At 39.0% G+C, this 23,823-nt stretch carries 14 protein-coding genes; 10 read left to right on the forward strand and 4 right to left on the reverse strand.

Annotation, left to right across the window (positions count from 1 at the left end; genetic code table 11):
• Positions 1 to 108: 108 nt before the first annotated feature.
• The 3 genes from BM141_RS17965 to BM141_RS17975 all read right to left on the reverse strand — a co-directional run bounded on the left by BM141_RS17965 (position 109) and on the right by BM141_RS17975 (position 6,093).
• Positions 109 to 2,736: a 7TM diverse intracellular signaling domain-containing protein gene (locus tag BM141_RS17965; RefSeq protein WP_091548855.1), complete on the reverse strand. Its 2,628-nt coding sequence runs from the start codon at positions 2,734 to 2,736 to the stop codon at positions 109 to 111.
• An 89-nt stretch (positions 2,737 to 2,825) separates the two neighbouring features.
• Positions 2,826 to 5,090: a GAF domain-containing protein gene (locus BM141_RS17970; RefSeq protein WP_091548856.1), complete on the reverse strand. Its 2,265-nt coding sequence runs from the start codon at positions 5,088 to 5,090 to the stop codon at positions 2,826 to 2,828.
• 154 nt (positions 5,091 to 5,244) lie between these two features.
• Positions 5,245 to 6,093: a DUF2911 domain-containing protein gene (locus tag BM141_RS17975; protein ID WP_091548857.1), complete on the reverse strand. Its 849-nt coding sequence runs from the start codon at positions 6,091 to 6,093 to the stop codon at positions 5,245 to 5,247.
• A gap of 373 nt (positions 6,094 to 6,466) precedes the next feature.
• Here BM141_RS17975 and BM141_RS17980 point away from each other — a divergent pair, with 373 nt between their 5' ends.
• Entirely contained in the window at positions 6,467 to 7,486 is a 1,020-nt protein-coding gene (locus BM141_RS17980; protein WP_177217441.1) for a cyanophycinase, read from the forward strand.
• A gap of 43 nt (positions 7,487 to 7,529) precedes the next feature.
• On the opposite strand, the gene BM141_RS17985 is transcribed toward BM141_RS17980, so the two are convergent.
• Positions 7,530 to 8,444, reverse strand: a complete 915-nt coding sequence (locus BM141_RS17985) for a hypothetical protein (protein ID WP_143090981.1) — start codon at positions 8,442 to 8,444, stop codon at positions 7,530 to 7,532.
• A 217-nt stretch (positions 8,445 to 8,661) separates the two neighbouring features.
• Here BM141_RS17985 and BM141_RS17990 point away from each other — a divergent pair, with 217 nt between their 5' ends.
• The 9 genes from BM141_RS17990 (at position 8,662) to radA (ending at position 23,816) form a co-directional block, all read left to right on the forward strand.
• A complete protein-coding gene (locus BM141_RS17990; RefSeq protein WP_091548860.1) occupies positions 8,662 to 10,377 on the forward strand; it encodes a phospho-sugar mutase in 1,716 nt (571 codons plus the stop codon).
• A 210-nt stretch (positions 10,378 to 10,587) separates the two neighbouring features.
• Positions 10,588 to 14,757 carry an nSTAND1 domain-containing NTPase gene (locus BM141_RS17995; RefSeq protein ID WP_091548861.1) on the forward strand — a complete coding sequence of 1,390 codons (4,170 nt, stop codon included), beginning with the start codon at positions 10,588 to 10,590 and terminating at the stop codon, positions 14,755 to 14,757.
• A gap of 99 nt (positions 14,758 to 14,856) precedes the next feature.
• The gene (locus tag BM141_RS18000; RefSeq protein ID WP_091548862.1) at positions 14,857 to 15,771 is read left to right on the forward strand and encodes a DNA adenine methylase; all 915 of its coding nucleotides are present in this window, start codon (positions 14,857 to 14,859) and stop codon (positions 15,769 to 15,771) included.
• On the forward strand, positions 15,764 to 17,443 hold the full coding sequence (locus tag BM141_RS18005) for an AlwI family type II restriction endonuclease (protein ID WP_091548863.1): 1,680 nt from the start codon (positions 15,764 to 15,766) through the stop codon (positions 17,441 to 17,443). The genes BM141_RS18000 and BM141_RS18005 overlap by 8 nt, the downstream gene beginning before the upstream one ends.
• Positions 17,444 to 17,610: 167 nt before the next feature.
• Positions 17,611 to 18,243: a pyridoxamine 5'-phosphate oxidase gene (pdxH, locus tag BM141_RS18010; RefSeq protein WP_221407705.1), complete on the forward strand. Its 633-nt coding sequence runs from the start codon at positions 17,611 to 17,613 to the stop codon at positions 18,241 to 18,243.
• Positions 18,244 to 18,432: 189 nt separating this feature from the next.
• Complete coding sequence (locus BM141_RS18015) at positions 18,433 to 19,530, forward strand: glycoside hydrolase family 43 protein (protein ID WP_245764101.1); 1,098 nt, start codon at positions 18,433 to 18,435, stop codon at positions 19,528 to 19,530.
• Between the two features lie 74 nt (positions 19,531 to 19,604).
• Entirely contained in the window at positions 19,605 to 20,348 is a 744-nt protein-coding gene (locus BM141_RS18020) for an SDR family NAD(P)-dependent oxidoreductase (RefSeq protein WP_091548864.1), read from the forward strand.
• A gap of 34 nt (positions 20,349 to 20,382) precedes the next feature.
• Positions 20,383 to 22,320: a sialate O-acetylesterase gene (locus BM141_RS18025; protein WP_091548865.1), complete on the forward strand. Its 1,938-nt coding sequence runs from the start codon at positions 20,383 to 20,385 to the stop codon at positions 22,318 to 22,320.
• A 104-nt stretch (positions 22,321 to 22,424) separates the two neighbouring features.
• Entirely contained in the window at positions 22,425 to 23,816 is a 1,392-nt protein-coding gene (gene radA, locus BM141_RS18030; RefSeq protein WP_091548866.1) for a DNA repair protein RadA, read from the forward strand.
• The last annotated feature ends 7 nt before the right edge of the window (positions 23,817 to 23,823 follow it).

A 23,823-nucleotide genomic window follows, 5' to 3' on the forward strand; every position in this document is an offset into this window, starting at 1 on the left:
AATTAACTGTAAAAATAGCTTTGATTAGTGAATGGTACGATGCAAAAGTAAAATTTTATATTTAAAAATAAATTTATACTCTTTTAGAGGTATTTCCTATTTATTTTTCTACAATTTAAAGCCCATTACCAAAATGTCATCGGTCTGCCTGCCTCCATTTTTCCAATAAATTAGTTCTTTCTCGAGCATTTCTTTTTGCTCTTCCATGCTCATGCCGTACATTTCGGTAAGAAAATGTCGGAAGCGTTTGGTGGTATATTTGCTTTTTTTATCTCCTCCAAACTGGTCTTGGAAGCCGTCAGAAAATAAGTATATGGTATCTCCTTTTTGGTAGGAAATGCTATGCTTATCAAAAACTTTATCATTTTTGTATTGCTTACTGCCTACTGGGAAAATATTGCCTTTGATTTGGTCTAACACTCCATTACGGACTCTATACAGAGGAAGTTTTGCTCCTGCAAAATGAATGAGTTGCTTTTCTCTTTCTATGACAGCTACGGCTACGTCCATGCCATCATTGCGCTTTTCTAAGGAAGAGTCTAAGTTTTTAGTAACTTTTTTATCCAGCTCAGCAATGATATAATCTGGGCTGGTAATTTCATTTTCTATGACAATCTGGTTGAGCAAGTCATTGCCCATCATGGTCATAAACGCCCCCGGTACGCCGTGTCCTGTGCAATCTACTACGGCAAGTATGACCCCAGCTGTTTGGGAACTGCCGTTGGCGGAAGGTAACTCAGCAAACCAGTAAAAATCTCCACTGACGATGTCTTTGGGGTGATAAATGATAAAATATTCCTCAAAATTCTTTTTAATTAGTTCGGTATCTGGCAAAATAGCATCTTGGATGCGCTTTGCATAGCGGATACTTTGTGTAATTTTTATGTTAGAGTTTTCTATTTCATGGTAAGCAGAGGCATTGTCTAAGGCGATAGAGGTATAAGATGCCAAAGTACGCATAATTTCCAAGTGCTGATGCGTATAGGCATTTTTTTCAAAACTCTGAACAGTAGTTACGCCCAGTACCTTATCCCCTACGACTAAGGGAATGTAAATCACCGAAGCAGGTTCAACATCAGCCACTGGAGGTGGCTGATAATCAGGTATGTAGTTGATATACTCTTTGGCAAAGTCATTCATAAATACTTCCTTTCTGTTTTTTACTACCCATACAGAAAGGTTAGTTGTATCAGTCATCGGAATCACCTCTGAAGGCAGCCGCTGGTTGCGTTCTATATTGAGTTTGTACTCAATAACCTGTTTTTCAGAGTTGTAAATATCTACTCCAAAGACTGATGCGTCCATCATGTCATTGACATAACGGTACAATTTGCTAAAAATATCTTCAATACTAAGCGTAGAGGTGATTTCTTGCCCTATTTGACTGAGTAAAGCCATGTTCCTATATGCCGCCTCGAGTTCGTGTGCTTTTTCTTGTATTTCTTGGGTTCTTTCTGCTACTTTCTCTTCCAACTGCTCATTAATCTGTTTCTGTAATTGTAATGCTTCTTCTTTTACTTTGGCATTCCTACGCTTAAATTCTTTGAGTTTAGAACCTAAGGCAAAAGAAAGTAAGATGACCTGTGCCGCCGCTCCTATTTGAATACTGTTGTCTGTCCATAGATTGAGCGGGATAAGCCCTAAATGTTTTACAGAATAAACCAATAGTCCTAAGCCGTAGCATGAAAACCCCAATAAAAAGTAGCGAGCAGGGTGGCTACCTCTGTAAACAGCAAGTAGGCTGGCAATAAATAAAGTAACTCCCTCTAACAATCCTATCAAAGAAGTTACCACAGACATAATAAAGGAAGGGAGAATAATGGAAGGTATCATTAAACCTACAGTAACAAGAGCAAAGCTCATTAAAATTTTGTCCAATACAGGAGAATATTCCTTCATTTCTAAAAAATCTCTGCAAAATACTGCTGTCCAAAAGCCCAAAGAAAGAGTAATGACGGGCAGGATATGATTTTGCATCCATACATTCTCGGGCCAGAGGTACTCGAAAGCATGACCATTGAGAATAGTAATGAGAAAAAAGGAACTCAGCATAGCAAAGACGTAATACAGATAGCTGGTGTCCCTGATAGAGAAGAAGATATATATATTTTCTAAAATAATTAGCAAAATGATGCCGTAGATAATCCCAAAGAAAAACTGAATATTGTGATTGTATTCGCTGAATGCGATAGGGGTCCAGAGCGTCATTGGGAGGCGTACACTATTGCCGTCTGAAGAAATACGCAAGTAAAAAACTTTGGAATCCCAAGTAGAAATAGTAATAGGGAATACGAAGTTTCTATTTTTGACTTCGCGAGTGCTAAAAGGAAAATAATCGCCAGATTTTTTGACCAACCACTTGTCCAACTCGTCATAGTAAATTTCTATGCTGTCTAACATAGGATAGTTGATTTCTAAAAAAAAATTTTCTTGGCGCGTAGTTTGATTATCTATCTCCAATTTGACCCAAAATGCTGAATTAGAGAAACCTAAGTTCGTATTGGTATTTTCTAACTGCTTAAACAGGTGGTCGTATTTTCCAGAAGCAATCTCATAAATAGACAGGGTTTTGAGAGAATCCTCTAAGTAAAACAATTCTGTGCTGATAGGATACTCTCCTTTTTCATCACTTACTACAAGCACTTTTTGAGCCACAGCTATATACATAGTAGATAGACTAAGGAAACACGCATATAGTAAAAACTGAAGCCCTTTGTAAGTAAATGAGTTACGCATTATTTATGCTGAAATAGACTGAAAAGAATTTGCTTGCTAACGATTTTATGCCTGCTCGTTTTAAAGGGGGAAGTATTATTTATGCAAAATTAGAAAATTTTTGTTTCATTTTTAAAAGAAGTCAATTCATTCTCAACCTTTGCCAATTTTTGTACCAAATGTTGCTCTTTTTCTTTGAAGGCAGTGATACTTTGCTCAAATAATTTTTTTTGGGCTTCTATTTGTATCTTAGCTCTCTCTTTTTCCATTTGTATTGCTTCTATGACCTTGTTCTCTTGTTGCTTTCTTTCGGTAATATTACGAGTAAAGATAGAGATTCCTGTAATGTGTTTATTTTCGTCTTTGATGGGGTTATAATGAATCTCATAGTATCGAACTTCTTGGGCAAATAAGAGTTTTTCCTCAACCACAAATTTTTCTCCTGCCAAGCACCTATCAAAATAGGCTTTAAAAATAGGTTTCTGCTCAGGCAAATAAGTATCCAAGATATATAGCCCCTGTTCGGCTTCCATACCTGTCCTAATTTTGAGGTTATTGCGATATACCTCATTGAAAAGGATAAGTCTATACTGAGTGTCCAACACAATCACTACATCGTCTATGTTATTAATCAACGCTTCTAAGGTAGCTTCTTTGGATTCTAATTCTTGCATCGCTGCTTTTTGCTTTTGCATTTCTATCTCCAAACTTTCTTTGACTTGCACAAGTTCTTTTTGTGTTTTTTGCATCTCCTCCTCCTTGCTAAGCAGAATCAAACGCTGCGATTGTGAGTCAGCTAAGAGTTTTTTGGTCTGTTCATTAATTTTAGTGGTAACGATGGTGGAAGCAAGCGTTTCCGCTAACTTCTCAATAAAATCAACCTCTTGTTTCTCAAAAGGTTTGAAACTCGCCAATTCTATGACTCCTGTAACTTTGTCATTAATTTTTAGAGGAACGATAAGCAATTCTCTGGGGGTAGCCTCTCCCAGTCCAGAAGTAATCTGCATGTAACCTTCGGGAATTTCGTTGAGATGAAGGGTTTGTTTTTCTATGTATGCCTGTCCGATAAGCCCCTCGGCAAATTTATCTCGCACCCGAATCTTTTTTTCTACAAATCTTTTTTTGTTGTAAGCATAACAACTAACTAATTCTAAATAGGTTTCTTGGGCATTGTCATTATTCAATACAAAGATACCTCCTTGATTAGCACTGAGCACGTTCACCAGATTGGAGATGACCTCATCAAGCATTTCTTTGAAGGAAGTATAATCTCTGCGTATGATTTCCACAAACTTTGCCATGCTTTCCGTTGCCCAAATGCGTTTTTTCTCTTGTATGGTAGCAGCTTGGAGTTGGGCTTGCATCTGCATAAGAGCATTTCCTAAGGTATCATTTGGGCTGGTAGGCCGGAAATCAACATCATATCTACCCTTTCCTACGCTCAGCGCAAACTCGCTTGCCTTTTTGAGATTTTCAGAAAGTTGCAAACCCGCTTGAATAATTGCATTGAGTTCGTCTTTGGTTTGGTGAGGTTTTTGGTCTAACTCGCCTAAGGCAAGTTTATTTAGCAAAGCTACAGGGTAAGCAATAGAATGACGCAAATTGAGGATAAGCGAATAGGATATGCCCAAAATTAAAATTACCGCCAAACTTCCCAAAACAATAATAGTAATGTTTGTTCTTTGGATATTGGATTGGATTAGGTTGACCTCATTTTTCAGCAAGGTTTGTTGGGTTTGTATAAGTGGTTGTATGGCATTAGCAATTTTTTGGCGAATGGGGGTAGCTTCTGTTGCCAGCATTTCCACCATTTTTTGTTGGGTTTTGCGGTCTTGGTTATACTGAGCAAGTTGTTCTATCGCAATGGCACTGACGCTGTCCGTGCTAATGCCCTCGTAGTTAAAAGCACGACGATTTTCTAAAAAATAGTTATCTACTTTATCCTGAACATTTTTAAAATCTATAAGCAATCGGTTAATCTCTGCCACTTGTTGTCTGTCTGCTTTTGAGTTGGATTCATTGCTTAGTTGATTGAGAGTTTCCAAGGCTACTTTGATTTCTTTTTCCCATACTTGGGTACGTTCTGTTCTATCTGTCTCATCGCCAGACATAATGTAGGCTTCTTGGGAGGCAGTAACTTTGTCTAAACCACTTGACAAACTGGAGGCAGCAAGTGCCAGAGGTATTTCCAAATGTTCTACGTCGCGACTGATGCGATAGGTCTGCTGATTCTGCACATAGACGATAATAGAAAGAGTAAAAAATAAGGCTAAAGATAGAAAAACCAATACCAAAGTTCTGCCTTGAATGGTATTGAAACTAAAACGGTTAATAAATTGACGAACATCTACTTGCCGATGTGTATTTTCCTGCATAAGTTTCCAACTTAATAAAAAAATTGAGGAGGGTAAATACAAAATCAAATATACAAATATTTAGCAATAATAAAAAATTAAAGTAAGTATTAAAAAATTAGGCTACCTAAAACCATTTTAGTCTTAGATAGCCTATATTTAACTTTTACATTTTTTACTTCATTTTTTTAGCCTCTGCCAAAAGTTTCTCGTTGAACTCTACGTACTGCATATTGTTAGCCGTTTTTGCCATTTCCATAGATTTCTCAGCACTTGCCATAGCATCTTTGTACTTTTTCATTTTCATTTCTATTTGTGCTCTCAGGTACATTGTCCAGTATTGAGGTTGCATAGACGTAGATTTGACAATCCACTCGTAAGCCTTGTTGATGTCTTTGTTGTTATTGAAATAGTAAGAAGCGGCTTGGAAGAAACCATTGGCATCTTTATTGGGGTTGGTAAAATCAGCGATTTGTTTTTCCACTTTGGCATCTACATCGGTTTCTATTTTTAGTTTAACCACTGTATTTTCCCAAGCAAACTCCAAATTAGCGGAGTTCATGCCCAAATCAGTGAAAGAAATAGTAAAAGTTTCTACCTTGTTTGCAGCAGTCATAGGCTTTACTTTTACTCTCAAAACGTCTTCCTCTTGCTTGTAGTTGCCTTCCCCTGTATTCAAGTTTTTGCTGAATACTACCGTCCATTCATTGGGATTGGGGAAAGACATAATTGCATACTCGCCTTTGGCTAACTTATTTCCCTCGATAGTAACCTCATCAGAGAAGGAGATTCTGGTAGCTTGGTTTGCTCCTGTACGCCAAACTCTGTCGTATTTGACTAAATCTCCAAAAATTACTCTCCCTCTGGCACTTGGGCGAGAGTAATTAACTGAAATATTAGTCAAACCCACTACCTGGGTTACAGAAGCCGCAGGGCTGGGTGCAGGAGGCGTGATTTGGGCTTGTACTAAGCTAAAACAACAGCACAGCACAAATACAGATAATACTACGTGTAACTTTTTCATAATTTTTTATTTTGTGTTAATGATTTATTGGTTTAGAAAAGTAATTCACTGTGAAAGACACACAGCATCAAATTTTGGTGTTAAAATTAGATTTTTTTAATGGAAAGTATAGAAATCTTATCTTGCATTTAACAAAAGTTAGTAAATAGGGGGCATAAACATAAGGAATAGCTGTATCCTCCCCAAACCTGCAATTTCATGGCAACTCTTTGGGGACTAACATTGCAACTCTTGACTAACAGGATTAGGTTTTTGCAGTTATAATAGACATTGATTTTAATGAAGTTAGACTAACTAAATAATTATGGTAATTTTTATATACAGAATTGGTAAAAGAAAGAATCTTAAACAACTTTATAAACTAAATTTGAAAATGTACTTACACTTGTTACTATTTTTATTTTTTATGCTCATGGCTTGTAGTCAAACCAAGCATAGTCCTCAGCTATTAGATAAGCAAAAAAATAGCCCAGCCGCTATTGGCATCGTAGGAGATACCGTAGATGTAAAAACTAATCATAAAGCTGGCTTTTTGTTAGCAGGAGGAGGGGCAGACGTAGATGCAGCCATGAAATGGCTTGCCGAACATTCAGACGGCGGGGATTTGGTAATAATTAGGGCATCAGGAGGTACTGGCTACAATCAATACTTGTACGACTTACATAAAGTTAATTCGGTGGAAACTTTACTTATCAACTCAAGAGCATTAGCGGGAGATAGTTATGTAATTAGGCGATTAAAAGAAGCTGAGGCGGTATTCATCGCAGGAGGCGACCAAGCCAATTATATCAATTTCTGGAAGGAAACTCCCGTGGAAGCAGCTCTTAACTATCTTATCAATGAGAAAAAGGTAGCTATTGGAGGTACAAGTGCAGGCAGTGCTGTACTTGGGGAGGGCATCTATGATGCACTTACAGGTTCTATTATCTCAGCGGAAGCCTTAGCTAATCCTTACCATACCTTTATGAGCTTACAAACAAGTAACTTCTTAAAAATTAACCTTTTTAAAAGCACGATTATAGATACACATTATTCACAACGTGACCGACAAGGTAGGCATTTTACCTTTTTGGCTCGCCTATACCAAGACTATAATTGGAAACAAGCCAAGGGTATTGGTGTAGATGAGCGGACTGCTGTCTGTATAGAGCCAAGTGGAAAATTGCAAGTAGTGGGAGAGAACTATGCCTACTTTCTTATCAATCAAACTGAAAAACCTGAGGTGTGCCAAGTAGGGCAGCCTCTTACTTGGGAGCGGGGGAAAAATGCCGTTCGTACTTATGAAATCAAAGGTAATACAGCACACACTTTTGACTTAAACACATGGGAGGGAGAGGGAGGAGCATGGAAGCGATGGTATGCCGTTGAGGGAAAGTTTGAAATCATCAATTGAAATCAAACCAAGGCATACCAAAGGTGCTAAGTGCTGTTTTTGCTTATTTCTGAGGAGGATTCTTCATTATCTCATAACATAACTGAGGCGAAGTATCCTCAATCCCAGTAAGCAGATAGACCACTTTCCCTGCGTCCGAAGCATCTATTGCATAGTAATTTTCAGCTCCAGAAACAGGTTTGATACTCATGCAAAGCCTATCAAAGAGCCATCGCCAACTCCCTTTTTTGTAGTAGCTATGATTACGCGCTGGAGCGGTAATGAGCCACTCGTATTCTTTCCAATTCTTCATTAGGCAAAGGTTTTGGTTTTTAATGGAAACAATTTTTAACTCGCCACCCTCAGCATTTGAAAAACTCTGTCTAATTTCTGGCATAGTCCACCCCGAATGGCTCTCCCATGGATAGGGTTGGTCTGCATGAGTATCATTCCAATTATTAATGGTAGAGATGACGGTAACATATTTTCTCTTGTCCTTATTTGCTCTGGCAATCGCTTCACCGATTACATGAACGGGACCATCGGCAATAATGAAAAGTGGATTTCCCTCATCGGACTTATCTATTTCTTGTTTTAATGCCTCATAGGCTGATTCAGGGTTATCTACAGCACATATAAATTTGGTTTTTTTAAATCCAAATATTTTTCCTCCTTTCAGTGTACTTTCTTTCATTTGTTCATAGGGCGTTACGCCGTCCACACCCGGATGCTCATAATTGCTCCCCCATATATGGTCGGAGTAAATATAAACCGTCAGTTTATCTTGTAGTCCTTTAGCCGCAATCAAAGCCAAAGACAAAGGAGTGGCTGCCCAGTCGTCGTGGTCGTGTTCGTTTCCATCGGCACTTATCACTATTCGCCCTTTGCCTTGCCATAGTGGAGATTGAGCAAATAAACAAGTTATTTGAATAAGAATAAGCAGGCTAAATAATCCTTGTCTGAGAAAAAAAACTTTCATATTCATTTTAGATTGATGCTTCAAAATTTTAATAAAGGTAAACAGTTTTTTTTAGACAAAAAAATCTGCTACGCTTAAAATATTAGAGAAATTTACTATGTCCTCATTCTTGGAATAAGCAAAAAAGTTTTTTACTTTTGGAATGAAGGCTTGTCTGACTACCGTCAGATAAGTCAGTTGAGTTACTTACTTAAATATAAAATTCCAATAAATCAATATGGACATCACAATTCAGAAAAAAATAGACCAATGGAAGTCAGGAAACTATGACGCCGAAACCAAAGAAGCCATTAGTAAGATGAGTGAAGAAGAACTCATAGACTCTTTTTACAAAGATTTAGAATTTGGTACTGGCGGCTTACGTGGACTTATGGGAGTAGGCTCTAATCGCGTGAACAAATATACGGTAGGGGCGGCTACACAAGGGTTAAGCAACTACCTTAAAAAAGCCTTCCCCAACGAACAGGTAAAAGTAGCTGTGGCTCACGATAGTAGAAATAACAGCCCATTTTTTGCCTCTATAGTAGCAGATGTTTTCTCTGCAAATGGTTTTAAAGTATATTTCTTTGAGTCTTTGCGTCCTACTCCTGAGCTTTCTTTTGCTATTCGCCATTTTGGGTGCCATAGTGGGGTTGTACTTACTGCCTCTCACAATCCCAAAGAATACAATGGATACAAAGCCTACTGGACTGACGGAGGACAGGTTACACCACCACATGACAAAAACATCATCGCAGAAGTAAATGCAATTACTTCCGTAGAGGAAATTAAGTTTGAGCGTATGGCAGAAAATATACAAATCATAGGTAAAGAAGTAGATGAGGTCTATTTAGATATGATTTGTGGGCTTTCTGTTTCCAAAGATGTTATCCAAAGGCAGAAAGATTTAAAAATTGTTTTTTCTCCTATTCATGGAACGGGTATCACGCTCGTCCCCAAATTATTAGAAAAAATGGGTTTTACCAATGTCCATATCGTGCAAAGGCAAGCCACTCCAGATGGAAACTTCCCTACGGTAGTTTATCCTAATCCTGAGGAGGAGGAAGCGATGCGCATTGGATTAGAACAGGCAAAAGAGATAGATGCAGACGTACTCATGGCGACTGACCCCGATGCAGACAGGGTAGGAATCGCAGTAAAAAATCATAAAGGTGAATTTGTGCTTTTGAATGGGAATCAAACAGGTAGCTTGCTCATCGGCTACATGATTCAGGCTTGGAAAGAGGCAGGGAAAATTACAGGAAAGGAAATGGTGGTAAAAACAATAGTAACTTCTGAATTGATAGATAAGATGGCTGAGGCAAACGGGGTGAAATGTTACAATACTTTGACAGGCTTTAAGTACATAGCCGAAGTTATCAAAGAAAAAGAAGGGAAGGAAACTTTTATTGCAGGAGGCGAGGAGAGTTACGGCTACCTAATAGGTGATGCGGTGAGGGATAAAGATGCGGTAGCTTCTTGTGGAATGATTGCCGAGTTGGTGGCTTATGCCAAAGACAAGGGCATGAGTTTGTTTGATATGCTCATAGATAATTATTTGAAATATGGTTTTTACTACGAAAACCTAATTTCTATTACCAAAAAAGGTAAAACAGGGGCAGAAGAAATCAAAGCAATGATGGCTGAGTGGCGCAGAAACCCTCCCACAATCATCAATAGAAGCAAAGTTACTAAAGTGCTTGATTACCAAGAGAGTATCGCCAAGGATTTGATAGCAGGCACGACTACTCCTTTAGCATTTCCCAAATCAGACGTATTGCAGTTTTACACCGAAGACGGTAGCAAGATTTCGGCAAGACCTTCTGGCACAGAGCCTAAGATTAAGTTTTATTTTAGTGTAAATACTACCCTGAAATCAAAAGCAGACTACGATGCTACCGAACAGGTGCTTAAAGAAAGGATTACAGCCATCATAAAAGACTTAGGATTGTAATTTTTTAGATGATAAAGGCTGTTTGAAAAGTCAAGCAGCCTTTATATTTTTTTACTTTTTATGCTTAGGAAGTAAATAAATTGGCAAATTTGTTATTGTAATTTTGCCCAATAATTAACAGTAGTAAAAATTTCCTTCACTATTTTTCTCATTTTATTCCAAAATTTTCTAACTTGCACATTATCAGATAAAAAATTTTAAAAGCCCCCAATGCCTGCAAAACCTATCATATTTCTTGCCTTTGCCAACGATAAGGTCGACAATACTCGCTATCTGAGGAACTTACCCTTAGAGATGGACGGCGTTCGCAGGGCTTTGTACGAAGCTGAGGACGCAGGGCTGTGCGAAGTTTTAGAGCGAGCAAATGCCACAATTGAGAACATCTTAGATGTTTTCCAAGACAATCGCTACAAAGATAGGATAGCTGTTTTTCACTATGGAGGTCATGCAGACGGCTACCAGCTGCTTTTGGAGCAGTTAGATGGTTCACATTCCATTGCACACGGAGGAGGGCTGGTGTCTTTTTTCGCTAAACAAAAAGGGCTAAAACTCATTTTTTTTAATGGCTGTAGTACCCAACAACAATCACAGGAATTGGTCGAGGCAGGCGTTCCCATAGTGATAGGTACTTCGCAAGCTATCAGTGATGACATAGCTACTTCACTTTCCATTCGCTTTTATGGAGGTTTGGCAAATGGGGCAAGCATAGAGCGAGCTTGGTTAGAGGCAATAGACTATGTAAAAATTCAGAAAGGCTCAAATAGTGTGAGAGGCTTATATCGCAAAGGAGAGGTCAAAGCTACCGAAGACCGCTTCCCTTGGGAAATGTACGTAAGGACGGGAGCAGAGCTTATCAAAGAATGGAATCTTCCTGAAGCAGTAGAAAACCCTCTTTTTGGCTTGCCAGAAATCCCCGCTAACTATGACTTACCTGATGAGCCTTTTATGTTTTTAGGGCGTTATGAACGCCGCCATGCGGAAGTGTTCTTTGGTAGGTCTTACTACATTAGGGACTTATACAATCGTATTTCCTCTAAAAACTCTGCCCCCGTGATTTTGCTCTATGGGCAATCTGGCGTAGGCAAGTCTTCCTTACTTGATGCGGGTTTGTTGCCTCGCTTAGAAGGAGAATATCAGGTAGCTTATCTTAGACGTAATAGAGAGTTAGGCTTGTCTGGCACGCTCAAAGAGGCTTTGGAGTTTAAGGAAAAAACAAGCTACCAAAACGGGCATACTACACAAAACCAGATAGATAACCTACTGAATATCAATGGAAGTTTTTTGAAAACCTTAGAGCAAATAGCCCAATTAGAAAGCATAGCCCTCCATTCCGAAGATGCCTTAAAAGTAGAGTTGTTGGCTGTGATTAATCGCTTTAAAAGGAAGAATGAGGAAGTTTTTTCCCACGAAGCCAAACGCTACAAATACGAACAAGCCAAAGCAGTAGCCCAAGACATCAAAGATTTGAGGCAGAAACGCAAAGGCAATGCTATTTTTAATGAAAAAAGATTCCACAAAATAGAAGAAGAAATAGAAATTGGTCATAATGATTCCTTGCTTAGCTATTGGAAAGCCAAAGAAAAAAAAGAAGGGAAACCTGTGGTCATCATCTTAGACCAAGTAGAAGAAGTTTTTACCCAGCCTAACACGGCTTTTCCTAATGAGTTGGAAATATTTTTAGCTGATTTAGATAGCATTTTTAAAAATCCTCAAAATCGCCCACAAGGGAAACTCATTTTAAGCTATCGCAAAGAGTATCACCCTGAAATAGAGGAACTGCTCAAGATTCAAGGTATTCCGAGAGAAAATATTTTCTTAACACATTTAGACAAAAAGGATATTATCGATGTAGTTACAGGACTTACGCGTACAGAAAAACTAAGGAAAAAATACCGATTAGAAATCCAAGAACACCTCCCTGCTATTATCGCAGATGACTTACTGGAGGACAAAGACTCCTCTATCGCCCCTGTCTTGCAAATCTTGCTAACAAAAATGTGGAATATGATAGTCCAAGATGATTATAGGGTTTTTTCGGTGGATAGATACCAAGAACTGAGGAGAGAAGGGGTACTATTAGGTGATTTTTTCTACCAACAAATGGGCAAGCTGAGGTCATGGAATCCTGAAATTGAGCAGACGGGCTTGGCTTTGGACTTGCTTAGCTTCCATACAACTAACTTAGGAACGGCAGACACGCGTAGCTTGGAGGAAATCGAGAATCGCTATGGAAATAGAGCAGAAGTATTTGACTTGCTGTTAGTTTGTAAGGATTTGTACTTGCTTACTAACCGCACCGAAAGTATTACAGGACTTGCTCATGATACCCTCGCCCCACTGATTCAAAATGAGTACAAAAACTCTGACCGCCCAGGGCAAAGAGCTGCTCGTATTTTAGAGAGCAAAGTAGTTGATTTTGTGGACAATAAAAAAATTCTTTTAGACGAAACAGACCTCAATCTGGTAGAAGCAGGGCAAAAGGGCATGAGGGTTTGGACAGAAGACGAAACTCGATTGATAGCATTGAGTAGAAAAAGACGCAATAAAAAAGTTTTCTTGCGTAGGGTATTGGTTTTCAGTATTTTTATAGTAACAGGAGTCATTGCAGTATTGGGAATTTTTGCAATGAACGAGAGAGAAAAAGCCGAGATGAGAAGGGAAGATGCAGAACGCATGAAAGAAATCGCTGATTACCAAAAACAAAAAGCACTCCAAGCCCGAGATTCTTTCCAAGTCCAACGTGTGAGAGCCGAGCAGGCTACAGAATTAGCTCTTTTGGAACAGGAACGAGCCGAGCAGGCAGCGGCTTTAGCTAAAAGGCAGGAGCAGATTGCCAGAGATTCCGCAGAATCAGCACGTAAGCAACGTATAGAGGCAGAAAAGGCAAGTAGAGAATCACAGATTAGTGCTACCCTTGCCAATGATGCCGCTTTTCAGGCAGAAATCAAAAGTAGGCAAGCAGAAAAGCAAAATGCAGAATCTAAGTTAGGAGAATTTAACGCCAAAGCCAAAGAGTTAGCAATTTTATCCACTGCCCAAACAGAAAACATAGATTTTAAAAATAGGCTTGCCTTAGCTGCTTACCAAATGGAGAAAAATGGCTTACAAAATACTATCAAAAGCGTAAATGACATCAGAACACGCTACGAGGATACGGTCTATTTTAAGCCCAATCAGCGGAGAATACCTATTTATAGGCGTAATTATGGCAACTTATTGACCTTTCAAGACCTAATTAACTACCAAGTGAGCGTAAATAAAACTTCCTCAGAAGTATTTTATGCCTTGCGTCAAGCCTTTATCGCCCAACAAAAAGACTATTTATACGAAAATACAGAGTCTTGGGCAATGGCAATCACCAAAGACAATGAATTGATTTTCAATAACCAAGATGAAGGTATCAACAAAGCACTCCTATTCTCCTCCTCTGAAGGTCTGCCCCAGCTGAAAGGAGTAGAAAAACTCAGCACAGGTTCTAAGAGGAGTTCGCCCCGTAGCATTATCATAGCAGAAGAAAAAATTTATTGTAGTACCCAAGACGGACAAATCGTAGCTTGGAACACGTCAAATCCTACTATAAAAGAAGTCTTAGTAAGTCAGTCAGGGAGTATCCTGACAATGGTACATTCAAAAAATGCCAATGCTTTGTTCTATGCAATACAAGGCTCTGTCTATCAATATGATTTAAAAAATCACATCTACAAACCAATCCTCCAACAAGCAAGCAGTATTAGACAATTGGTTATCATAGAAAATCAACATCAATCTTACCTAATCTTTGCAGATGAGCAAGGCAGTATCATCGCTTTGGATTTGAACGACCCAAGCAAGCAAAGCAAGATGATTTATCAGCAAACCAATAGAGGCGGAATTTATGCACTTACTTATATCCCACGCCAAAAATGGTTAGTCGCAGGAGATGTAAACGGCAGGTTGATTGTGTTGTGGGAAATCAGCATAGAAAATCTACAAAAAAATGATTTTAGTGCTAAATTTGCCATAGAAAAAAAGCATAGAGGCATTGTAAGGACAATAGTAACAAGTCCTGATAATCAGTACGTAGCCTCAGGCAGTTGGGACGGCACCGTATTGCTTTGGAAAATGGACGACATCAAAGTAGGGAATCTCATCAATGAGCCTCTACTCTCGATTCAAAACGAGAGCAAGGTACTTAGCTTGCAATTTGATAAAACCAATAATTATCTCATAATTGCAGATGAGAAAAATATCCGAATCTGTCCTACCCAACCCTATATTTTTTATCAAAGAATTTGTGATATTACGAAAAAACAAGAGGAAACTAAAGATTGGAAAGATTTTTACAGCAGAGAGGAAAATAAAATCATCAGAGAGGAGTGCAAGTGTGTAAGATGTGAGTAGAGAGTTTTACTACAAAATATTACCCCTTTGGGAATAATTTAGCTAAAAAATACCAAAGGTGTGCTATATTTATAGCAACAAAAGTAAATCAGCAAGATTATGAAGCCTTTAATAAAATATAGAGGAGGAAAATCAAAAGAAATCCCTTATTTGATTAGACATATCCCACAATACAACGGACGATATATTGAACCGTTTTTTGGTGGTGGTGCGTTGTTCTTTCACTTAGAGCCGAAAAGAGCAATCATAAATGACATTAATTCAAAACTTATCTCATTTTACTTAGGTGTAAAAAACGACTTTGAAAGACTCAGAAAAGAATTAACTGAGATAGAGCGAGTTTACGCTATCAACCGAAAAAAATTTGAAGAACTAAAAAGTAAAACGCCTGATAAAAGAGTTGATGACGAGAACGAACCTCTGTATTATCAAATCAGAGATATGTTCAATGAACTTACTGAAAAAAAATACTCTGATGCTTTGCTTTATTTCTTCATAAATAAGACCGCATATTCAGGAATGATACGCTACAATGCAAAAGGAGAATTTAATGTGCCTTATGGTCGATATGCGAACCTAAACACTTCATTGGTTACAAAATCTCACAGCAAATTACTTGCAAATACAGAAATATATAATCTCGACTATTCCGAGATTTTCCAAATGGCGACCAAAGACGACTTTATGTTTTTAGACCCGCCATATGATTGTGTTTTTTCTGATTATGGCAATGCTGAACACAAAGACGGATTCAATGAAAAAAATCATATTGAGTTAGCTAACCAATATAAAAAACTAAAGTGCAAAGCACTTATGGTTATTGGTAGAACACCGCTAACAGAAAAACTATATGGCGACTACATTGTAGATGAATATGGCAAGTCCTATGCGGTAAATATTAGAAACAGATTTAAGTCCGAAGCGAGCCACATTCTCATTTCTAACTATGGCAATGAAGCATTAAAGAGAGAACCAAAATTAATATTAGAAGAAGAATCTGTTTCCTATGGCTAGAATTGACAGTAAAGTAATTTTTGTAACCACTTCACCACGGACACCTACAAAGATGATTCCTGAAATTGGGCTTTTGAACGCCCATTTCGCAGGACAAAAATGGAATACTGAAACTCAAAGAGCTTTTATGGAGCTATTGAGAGAGGAAAACTTTTTCAATGGCGAAGGTGCAAATGACCCAGCATTTAGTGCAAGAGACAGAATAAATAGAGCACCAAAAGCACTTGGTTTTGTAATTCTATCACCGACAATTCAACTTACACCAGCAGGAGAAGAACTCGTAAATTCAAGAAGAAAAGACGAAATATTTTTAAGACAGCTTCTCAAATTTCAAGTTCCTTCACCATTCCATAAACCAACTGAAAATTCAGCAGAATTTTGGGTTAAACCATACCTTGAACTTTTCAGACTCATTAGACACTTTGGCTCATTGAAATTTGATGAGTTAATGATGTTTGGCTTGCAGTTAGTGGATTACCGAGAGTTTGACACTATTGTTGAGAAAATCAACCAATTCAGAATTGCCAAAGCACAGAATGAGGGAAACTACAAGCGTTTTAGAGCAGAATATTTCGACAGAGAGCTAAGAGAAATTTACAGTGCCGATATAAGTTCAGGAAATACACGAACCAGAGAAACAAATGATGCTTCGATTGCAAAATTTCTAAGCACCAAAGCAAGCAATATGAGAGATTACGCTGATGCTTGTGTTCGTTATTTGAGAGCAACGGGTTTGGTAAACATTTCTCATTTAGGAAAATCAATCTCAATAGTTCCTGAAAAGATTCAGGAAGTTGATTATTTCTTGCAACACACCGACAGAGAACCTTGCTTTATTGATAACGAAGGACTATATGTTGCTTATCTCGGCAATCGCCAAATTCCGACACTGCTAACAGACAATAGAGAACTATTAGAACAAAAAATCAGGGCAGAGTTTCCGCAACTCAATATTCGTGCGACCGCAACATTACAAGAACTCAAAAACATATTTGCAGAGCAATTAGAAAATCGAAAAGAGCAAATAATAACGGAACAAGTTGCAGCAATCAAGGACTACCGACTTTTTGAAGATATTTCAACAACGTTTGACCAAATACTTGATAATTCGCTTTACGACACGCCACTTATTTTGGAGTGGAACACTTGGCGAGCAATGACAATGTTGGACGGTGGAGAAATTAAAGCCAATTTAAAATTTGATGACTTTGGAAATCCAATGTCAACAGCACAGGGCAATATGGCTGACATTATTTGCGATTATGGTGACTTCGGTTTAACAGTAGAAGTAACAATGCAAAGCGGACAAAGACAGTATGAAACAGAGGGAGAACCAGTAACAAGACACCTTGCAAAATATAAGCGTGAAACTGAAAAACCTGCTTACTGCTTGTTCATTGCCCCAAACATAAATGACGCTTGCAAAGCCCATTTTTACGCACTACACAAAATGAACATTCAATATTATGGTGGATTTTCAACAATCGTTCCATTGCCTTTGAGTGTTTTCATAAAAATGGTTCAGGACTCTTATAACGCAAATTATATTCCCGAACCAAGACACGTTCAACGATTTTTCGAGCGTTCAAATGAATTGGCTAACTCGACAGACAATGAAGTAGATTGGTATAACGGCATTATAGAAGAGGCTCTAAATTGGTTGACAGAATGAAGGGCGAACGGCTAACAGCGGTTTGGCGTAATGGCGGGTGCAGTGTTTCGCACAGCAGTTTTGTGGTGGATTAAAGTATAGTTCCCCGATTGAATATTTGTGCTAAAAATCTACCACTACAATAAGCCAATAAACATTAATTATAAATATACAAATTCTTGATAATTATGAATATAGCTGACATGCGCAAAGAATATACCTTAGAAAAATTAGATATTGAGAGTGTTAAACCGAATCCTTTTGAGCAGTTCAAGGACTGGCTACACGAAGCCATGAACTCCCAAATGTTAGAGCCTACCGCTATGCACTTAGCTACGGTAAGTGCAGATGGCAAACCCTCAGGACGCATAGTTTTGCTCAAAGGAGTGGATACAGGCTTTTTATTTTTTACAAATTATCAAAGCAGAAAAGGAAAAGAACTTGCTACGAATCCTTTTGCGTCCCTGACATTTTACTGGGCAGAATTAGAACGTCAGGTACGTATAGAGGGAAAAGTAGAAAAAGTAAGTGAAGAAATTTCTAATGATTATTTTCACAGCCGCCCCAAAGGAAGCCAAATTGGGGCGATTGCTTCTCCACAAAGCCAAGTAATCCAAGACAGAAACCTTTTGGAACGTCAAATCCAAGACTTAGCATCGCAATATCAAGATTCGCTACCTCCCAGACCTGCTTATTGGGGGGGGTATAGACTCGTCCCCGAAGTGCTGGAGTTTTGGCAAGGCAGACCCAGCCGACTCCATGACCGTATCCGCTATACAAAGCAGGGAGAAAATTGGAGGATAGAAAGATTAGCTCCTTAGTGCTATTATAGCCTCGCCTTCACTAAATCTTTTTTTCATTAGACAACATTCAAAACGCTAATCAATCGTTTTTTAAAATCTCAAATTTTTATTTGTTGTTTACAAAAGCTTTGTATATTGCATCTAAATTTATGCAATCGGTTGCATTATTTTTTATCTATTTGAAAATCAATTATAAACTCTATGAAAATGAAATTAAAAACAAATTCTCTTATGCTACTTACCTTCCTTGCTTTTACTTTCTGGGGGTGCGGGCAAGGTAGCCAAGAACAACAACAAGCAACCCAAGAACAAGAAGCTCCCAAAGAGGAAAGCAAAAAGCCAATTTCTAAGCCCTTAGTTTCTCATATCTATACGGCTGACCCCTCTGCTCATGTTTTCAATGATAGAATTTATATCTATCCTTCGCATGATATCGAATCCAACACCGCAGAAGACGACGAAGGGGGGCATTTTGACATGAAAGATTACCGAATACTCTCTATGGATAGCATAGGAGGCGAAGTAACAGAGCATGGAGTAGCTTTGGACATCAAAGATGTGCCTTGGGCAAAAAGGCAGATGTGGGCACCTGATGCCGCTTTCAAAGACGGGACTTATTACCTATATTTCCCTGTGAAAGACAAGCAAGATATATTTAGAATTGGGGTGGCTACCAGTACCAAGCCAGAAGGTCCTTTTAAGGCAGAGAAAGAGCCTATCAAGGGAAGCTACAGCATGGATCCTGCCGTTTTCAAAGATGATGATGGTACTTATTACATGTACTTTGGAGGGATTTGGGGCGGTCAGCTCCAGCGTTGGTCTGGGGATAATACCTATAATCCAGAGGCAAAAAATAGAACTCCAGAGGAATTAGCCGTACTACCAAGAATTGCTAAGTTAGATGCCTCCATGAAAGCCTTTGCGGAAGCACCTAAAGAAATCAAATTGGTAGATGAGAGTGGAAATATCTTTTATGAAAAAGACAATGACAAACGTTTTTTTGAAGCCGCTTGGGTGCATAAATACAAAGGGAAATACTATTTTTCTTACTCTACAGGAGATACTCATAATATCTGTTACGCTATTGGAGATAACCCTTACGGCCCTTTTACCTACAAAGGCATTGTGCTGAAGCCTGTGCAGGGCTGGACAAACCACCACTCTATCGTTGAGTTCAAAGGCAAGTGGTATTTGTTTTACCATGATACTGAACTTTCAGGAAAAACACACTTACGCAATGTGAAAGTTACTGAATTAAAATATAACGAAGACGGTACAATTCAGACGATTGAGCCTTATCAATAAAAGAACGATAGAAATTCTATTTCTTTGAAAGGGATAGAATTTCTGTTGAGAATTTAGAAAAATCAATAATCAAGATGACACCACAAAAAATAGCTATTGTAACAGGAGGAGGCTCAGGCATAGGCTTGGCAATTGCTCAAAAATTTGTCGCTAACCAGATTTTTACTATTATTATCGGGAGAGATAAGGAAAAATTAGAAAAAGCACAAGCAAGTTTAGGTGAACTTTGTGCCGCCATCTCCTTTGATTTGAATGACTTATCCCAAATTCCTGCCTTAGTGGAAAGCATAGCTCAGCAGTATGGGAAAATTGATATTTTGGTAAACAATGCGGGGATTAACATGAAAAAAGAATTGACGGAAGTTAGCGATGAGGATTTTCAAAGAATCCTACATACCAACGTAAGTTCCGTATTTGCTATGTCAAGAGAAGTAGTCAAACAAATGTTGAAACAAAAAAGTGGGGTTATTATCCATATCAGTTCTATGGCAGCCATGTACGGCTTGCCCAAAGTCATTGCCTACACTGCCTCCAAATCCGCTATTGAGGGAATGACTAAGGCAATGGCATCTGAGCTTTCTCCTTTGGGCATTAGGGTAAATGCCATCGCTCCTGGGTTTATCGCTACGGATATGTCTGCCAAAGCTCTCAACAATGACCCCGAACGCAAACAAAAAGTCCTTTCACGTACTCCTATGGGCTACTTAGGCGAAACGGCAGATATTGGGGAAGCGGCTTTGTTTTTGGCTTCTGATGGGGCAAAATATATTACAGGCGTTTCTTTACGAGTAGATGGGGGAAATGCTATTGGATTTTAGAGTATTTTTTAGTAAATTAAGTAAATAGGTGAAAATGAAAACCATAAAAATAGTTATCCTGCTTATTGTACTTTCTTCTTTTTGCAGTAATGCTCAGATTCGCCTACCTCGCTTGATTAGCGATGGCATGGTTTTGCAAAGGGACATCAAAGTAAAACTATGGGGCTGGGCATCTGCCAATGAAGCCATTAGCCTGACTTTCAAAGGGAAAACTTACCAAACCTCAGCCAACGAAGCAGGGAAATGGGTTTTGGAACTTCCTCCCCAAAAAGCGGGAGGTAGTTATGATTTGATTTTTAAGGGAAAAAACGAGGTAAAAGTCAGTGATGTGCTTTTTGGAGATGTGTGGATTTGTAGCGGTCAGTCCAACATGGAATTGCCTATGGAAAGGGTAAGAGATAAGTATGCAGAAGAAATCGCCAAAGTGAACTATCCGCAAATTCGTCAATTTATAGTCCCTGATAAGTACGATTTTAACCAAGCCCAAGAAGATGTAAGCTCAGGGCAGTGGCAAGCGGCAGTTCCCAAGCATATTTTTGCTTTTTCTGCGGTGGCTTATTTTTTTGCCAAAGACATTTATGAAAAATATAAAATTCCTATTGGCTTAATAAACAGTGCATTAGGAGGTTCTCCTGCGGAAGCATGGCTCAGTGAGGAAGCATTAAAAAAATTCCCTCACTACTACGAGGAAGCCCAAAAGTTTAAAAACAATGAACTTATCAAAGAAATAGAAAGCAACGACCAAAAAGTAAGCAATACTTGGTATCGCACACTCAATCAGAATGATGAAGGCTTAAAAAATGCTTGGAAAAAACCAGATTTCAACGATGCTGATTGGCAGGAGATGTCTGTCCCTGGTTATTGGGCGGATAGTGGCTTGGGCAATGTAAACGGCGTAGTTTGGTTTAGAAAGGAAATCAATGTCCCCGCATCTATGGTGGGCAAGCCAGCTAAGTTGCTCATGGGACGTATTGTAGATGCGGATTCTGTTTTTATCAATGGAACTTTTGTAGGCTCGGTTACTTACCAATACCCACCTCGCAGGTACGAGTTTGCCTCTACGATTTTAAAAGAAGGTAAAAACTCCATAGTGGTCAGGGTAGTAAATAACTCAGGCAGAGGTGGTTTTGTGTTGGACAAGCCTTACGAATTAATCGTTGATAACCAAACGCTTGACCTAAAAGGAAAATGGAAATTTAAGCTGGGGGCAAAAATGGAGGCATTGCCCAGCCAAACCTTTATTCGTTGGAAGCCGCTTGGACTTTTCAATGCCATGATTTACCCTTTGCTCAACTATGGCATCAAAGGCGTAATCTGGTATCAAGGGGAAGCTAATACCAAAAATCCTGCGGAATATACCGACCTGATGAGCAGTCTGATTACAGACTGGCGCAAGCAATGGAAGCAAGGCGATTTTCCTTTCCTCTTTGTCCAATTAGTGAACTTTATGGAAACGAAAAAAGAACCTTCGGAAAGCGCATGGGCGGCACTTCGCCAAGCCCAATTGAAAACACTTTCTGTCCCCAACACAGGCATGGCAGTAGGCATAGACATAGGCGAATGGAATGATATTCACCCACTTAACAAGGAAGACGTAGGTAAACGCTTGGCTTTGCAAGCAAGAAAATGGGCATACAAAGACAAAAAAGTAGTTTATTCAGGTCCCATCTTCCAATCTATGCAAGCTAAAGACGGAAAACTTGTACTCAACTTTGCTCACATCGGCAAGGGCTTAATGGCTTTGGGTGGAGAACTGAAACAATTTGCAGTTGCAGGAGCGGATAAGAAATTTGTTTGGGCAAAGGCAGAAATCAAGAGAAATCAAGTCATTGTTTGGAGTGAAAATATACCTAATCCTGTGGTGGTACGCTATGCGTGGGCAGACAATCCCGAGGGAGCAAACCTTTACAATAAAGAAGGTTTACCCGCTTCCCCTTTTGAGGCTTGGGTAGAAAGTGAAGATAGGAAATAAGAAGAATGTATGATAAAACCTTTTCTAAAAGACTGCCAAAGTTGAAAGAGGAAAAGAGTATCTTTGTGAAAAGTCCGATATACGAGCCTAATCAAAGATAAAACATGGCAAAAGTTAAAACTTCTTATTTCTGCCAACATTGTGGTTATCAATCTCCTAAGTGGATGGGTAAATGCCCTTCATGCCAAAATTGGAATACTTTTGTAGAGGAGATTATTCAGAAAGAAGAAAAGCCGACTTGGAAGTCGCACAGCAGTTCTTTGCAAATCGCCGCCAAACCCAAAATCATTACTCAAATAGACTACCAAGAACAAAACAGAATCATTACTTCTGATAATGAATTGAATAGGGCATTGGGAGGGGGCATCGTGCAGGGTTCTCTCATACTCATAGGTGGGGAACCAGGCATAGGAAAGTCGACGCTGATGCTACAAATAGCGATGAGTATGCCCACAGCCAAAGTGCTATATGTATCCGGGGAGGAGAGCGAACAGCAAATCAAGATGCGAGCAGAACGTCTAAATATTCCCTCACAAGACCTAAGCAATAAAGAATCAGGGTGTTATGTACTCACAGAAACCAACACACAAAATATTTTCAAACAGATAGAAATTTTAGAGCCAGATTTGGTCATTGTGGATTCTATTCAAACGCTCACTACGGTAGCTATTGAATCTCCCGCAGGCAGCGTTTCCCAAGTGCGTGAGTGTGCAGGTGAAATGTTGCGATATGCCAAAGAAAGTGGTACACCTGTTTTCCTGATTGGGCATATTACCAAAGAGGGAACATTAGCAGGACCCAAGATATTGGAACACATGGTAGATACGGTTTTACAATTTGAAGGAGATAGACATTTGAGTTACCGCATTTTGAGGACAGTGAAAAATCGCTTTGGTTCTACCTCAGAATTAGGGATTTATGAAATGCGTTCTTCTGGACTAAGAGAAGTTACTAACCCTTCGGAAATTCTACTTTCACAGAGAGAAGGAGAGTTAAGTGGCATTACCATTGGCACGACCTTAGAAGGGAATCGTCCCCTACTTGTAGAGGTACAGTCTTTGGTCAGCACAGCAACTTATGGTACGCCTCAGCGCAGTAGCACAGGTTTTGATGCCAAAAGACTCAATATGCTATTAGCTGTATTGGAAAAAAGAGGGGGCTATCGATTAGGCTCACAAGACGTTTTCCTCAATATTGCAGGAGGATTCAAGGTAGAAGACCCTGCCATAGACTTGGCAGTATGTGTGTCCATTATTTCCTCTTTAGAAGATGTACCTATCAGCGACCAAATTTGTTTTGCGGCAGAGGTAGGACTTGGCGGGGAAATTCGTGCAGTGAATCGCATAGAAAACCGAATTGCCGAAGCACAAAAGTTAGGCTTTCATACTATTTTCATCTCTAAGTTCAATGCTAAGGGTCTTGACTTGCCAAGTTTTCAAATTGCTGTAAAGCCTGTAAGCAAGATTGGAGATATAGTGGAGTCTTTGTTTTTATAAACTATGC

Source organism: Thermoflexibacter ruber (assembly GCF_900113045.1).
In the GTDB taxonomy this organism is placed as follows: domain Bacteria; phylum Bacteroidota; class Bacteroidia; order Cytophagales; family Thermoflexibacteraceae; genus Thermoflexibacter; species Thermoflexibacter ruber.

Excerpts from the sequence above, each read along its gene's own strand:
- BM141_RS17965 (WP_091548855.1), bottom strand. The coding sequence starts at position 2,736 with ATGCGTAACTCATTTACTTACAAAGGGCTTCAGTTTTTACTATATGCG.
- BM141_RS17970 (WP_091548856.1), bottom strand. The coding sequence starts at position 5,090 with ATGCAGGAAAATACACATCGGCAAGTAGATGTTCGTCAATTTATTAAC.
- BM141_RS17975 (WP_091548857.1), bottom strand. The coding sequence starts at position 6,093 with ATGAAAAAGTTACACGTAGTATTATCTGTATTTGTGCTGTGCTGTTGT.
- BM141_RS17980 (WP_177217441.1), top strand. The coding sequence starts at position 6,467 with ATGTACTTACACTTGTTACTATTTTTATTTTTTATGCTCATGGCTTGT.
- BM141_RS17985 (WP_143090981.1), bottom strand. The coding sequence starts at position 8,444 with ATGAAAGTTTTTTTTCTCAGACAAGGATTATTTAGCCTGCTTATTCTT.
- BM141_RS17990 (WP_091548860.1), top strand. The coding sequence starts at position 8,662 with ATGGACATCACAATTCAGAAAAAAATAGACCAATGGAAGTCAGGAAAC.
- BM141_RS17995 (WP_091548861.1), top strand. The coding sequence starts at position 10,588 with ATGCCTGCAAAACCTATCATATTTCTTGCCTTTGCCAACGATAAGGTC.
- BM141_RS18000 (WP_091548862.1), top strand. The coding sequence starts at position 14,857 with ATGAAGCCTTTAATAAAATATAGAGGAGGAAAATCAAAAGAAATCCCT.
- BM141_RS18005 (WP_091548863.1), top strand. The coding sequence starts at position 15,764 with ATGGCTAGAATTGACAGTAAAGTAATTTTTGTAACCACTTCACCACGG.
- pdxH (WP_221407705.1), top strand. The coding sequence starts at position 17,611 with ATGAATATAGCTGACATGCGCAAAGAATATACCTTAGAAAAATTAGAT.
- BM141_RS18015 (WP_245764101.1), top strand. The coding sequence starts at position 18,433 with ATGAAATTAAAAACAAATTCTCTTATGCTACTTACCTTCCTTGCTTTT.
- BM141_RS18020 (WP_091548864.1), top strand. The coding sequence starts at position 19,605 with ATGACACCACAAAAAATAGCTATTGTAACAGGAGGAGGCTCAGGCATA.
- BM141_RS18025 (WP_091548865.1), top strand. The coding sequence starts at position 20,383 with ATGAAAACCATAAAAATAGTTATCCTGCTTATTGTACTTTCTTCTTTT.
- radA (WP_091548866.1), top strand. The coding sequence starts at position 22,425 with ATGGCAAAAGTTAAAACTTCTTATTTCTGCCAACATTGTGGTTATCAA.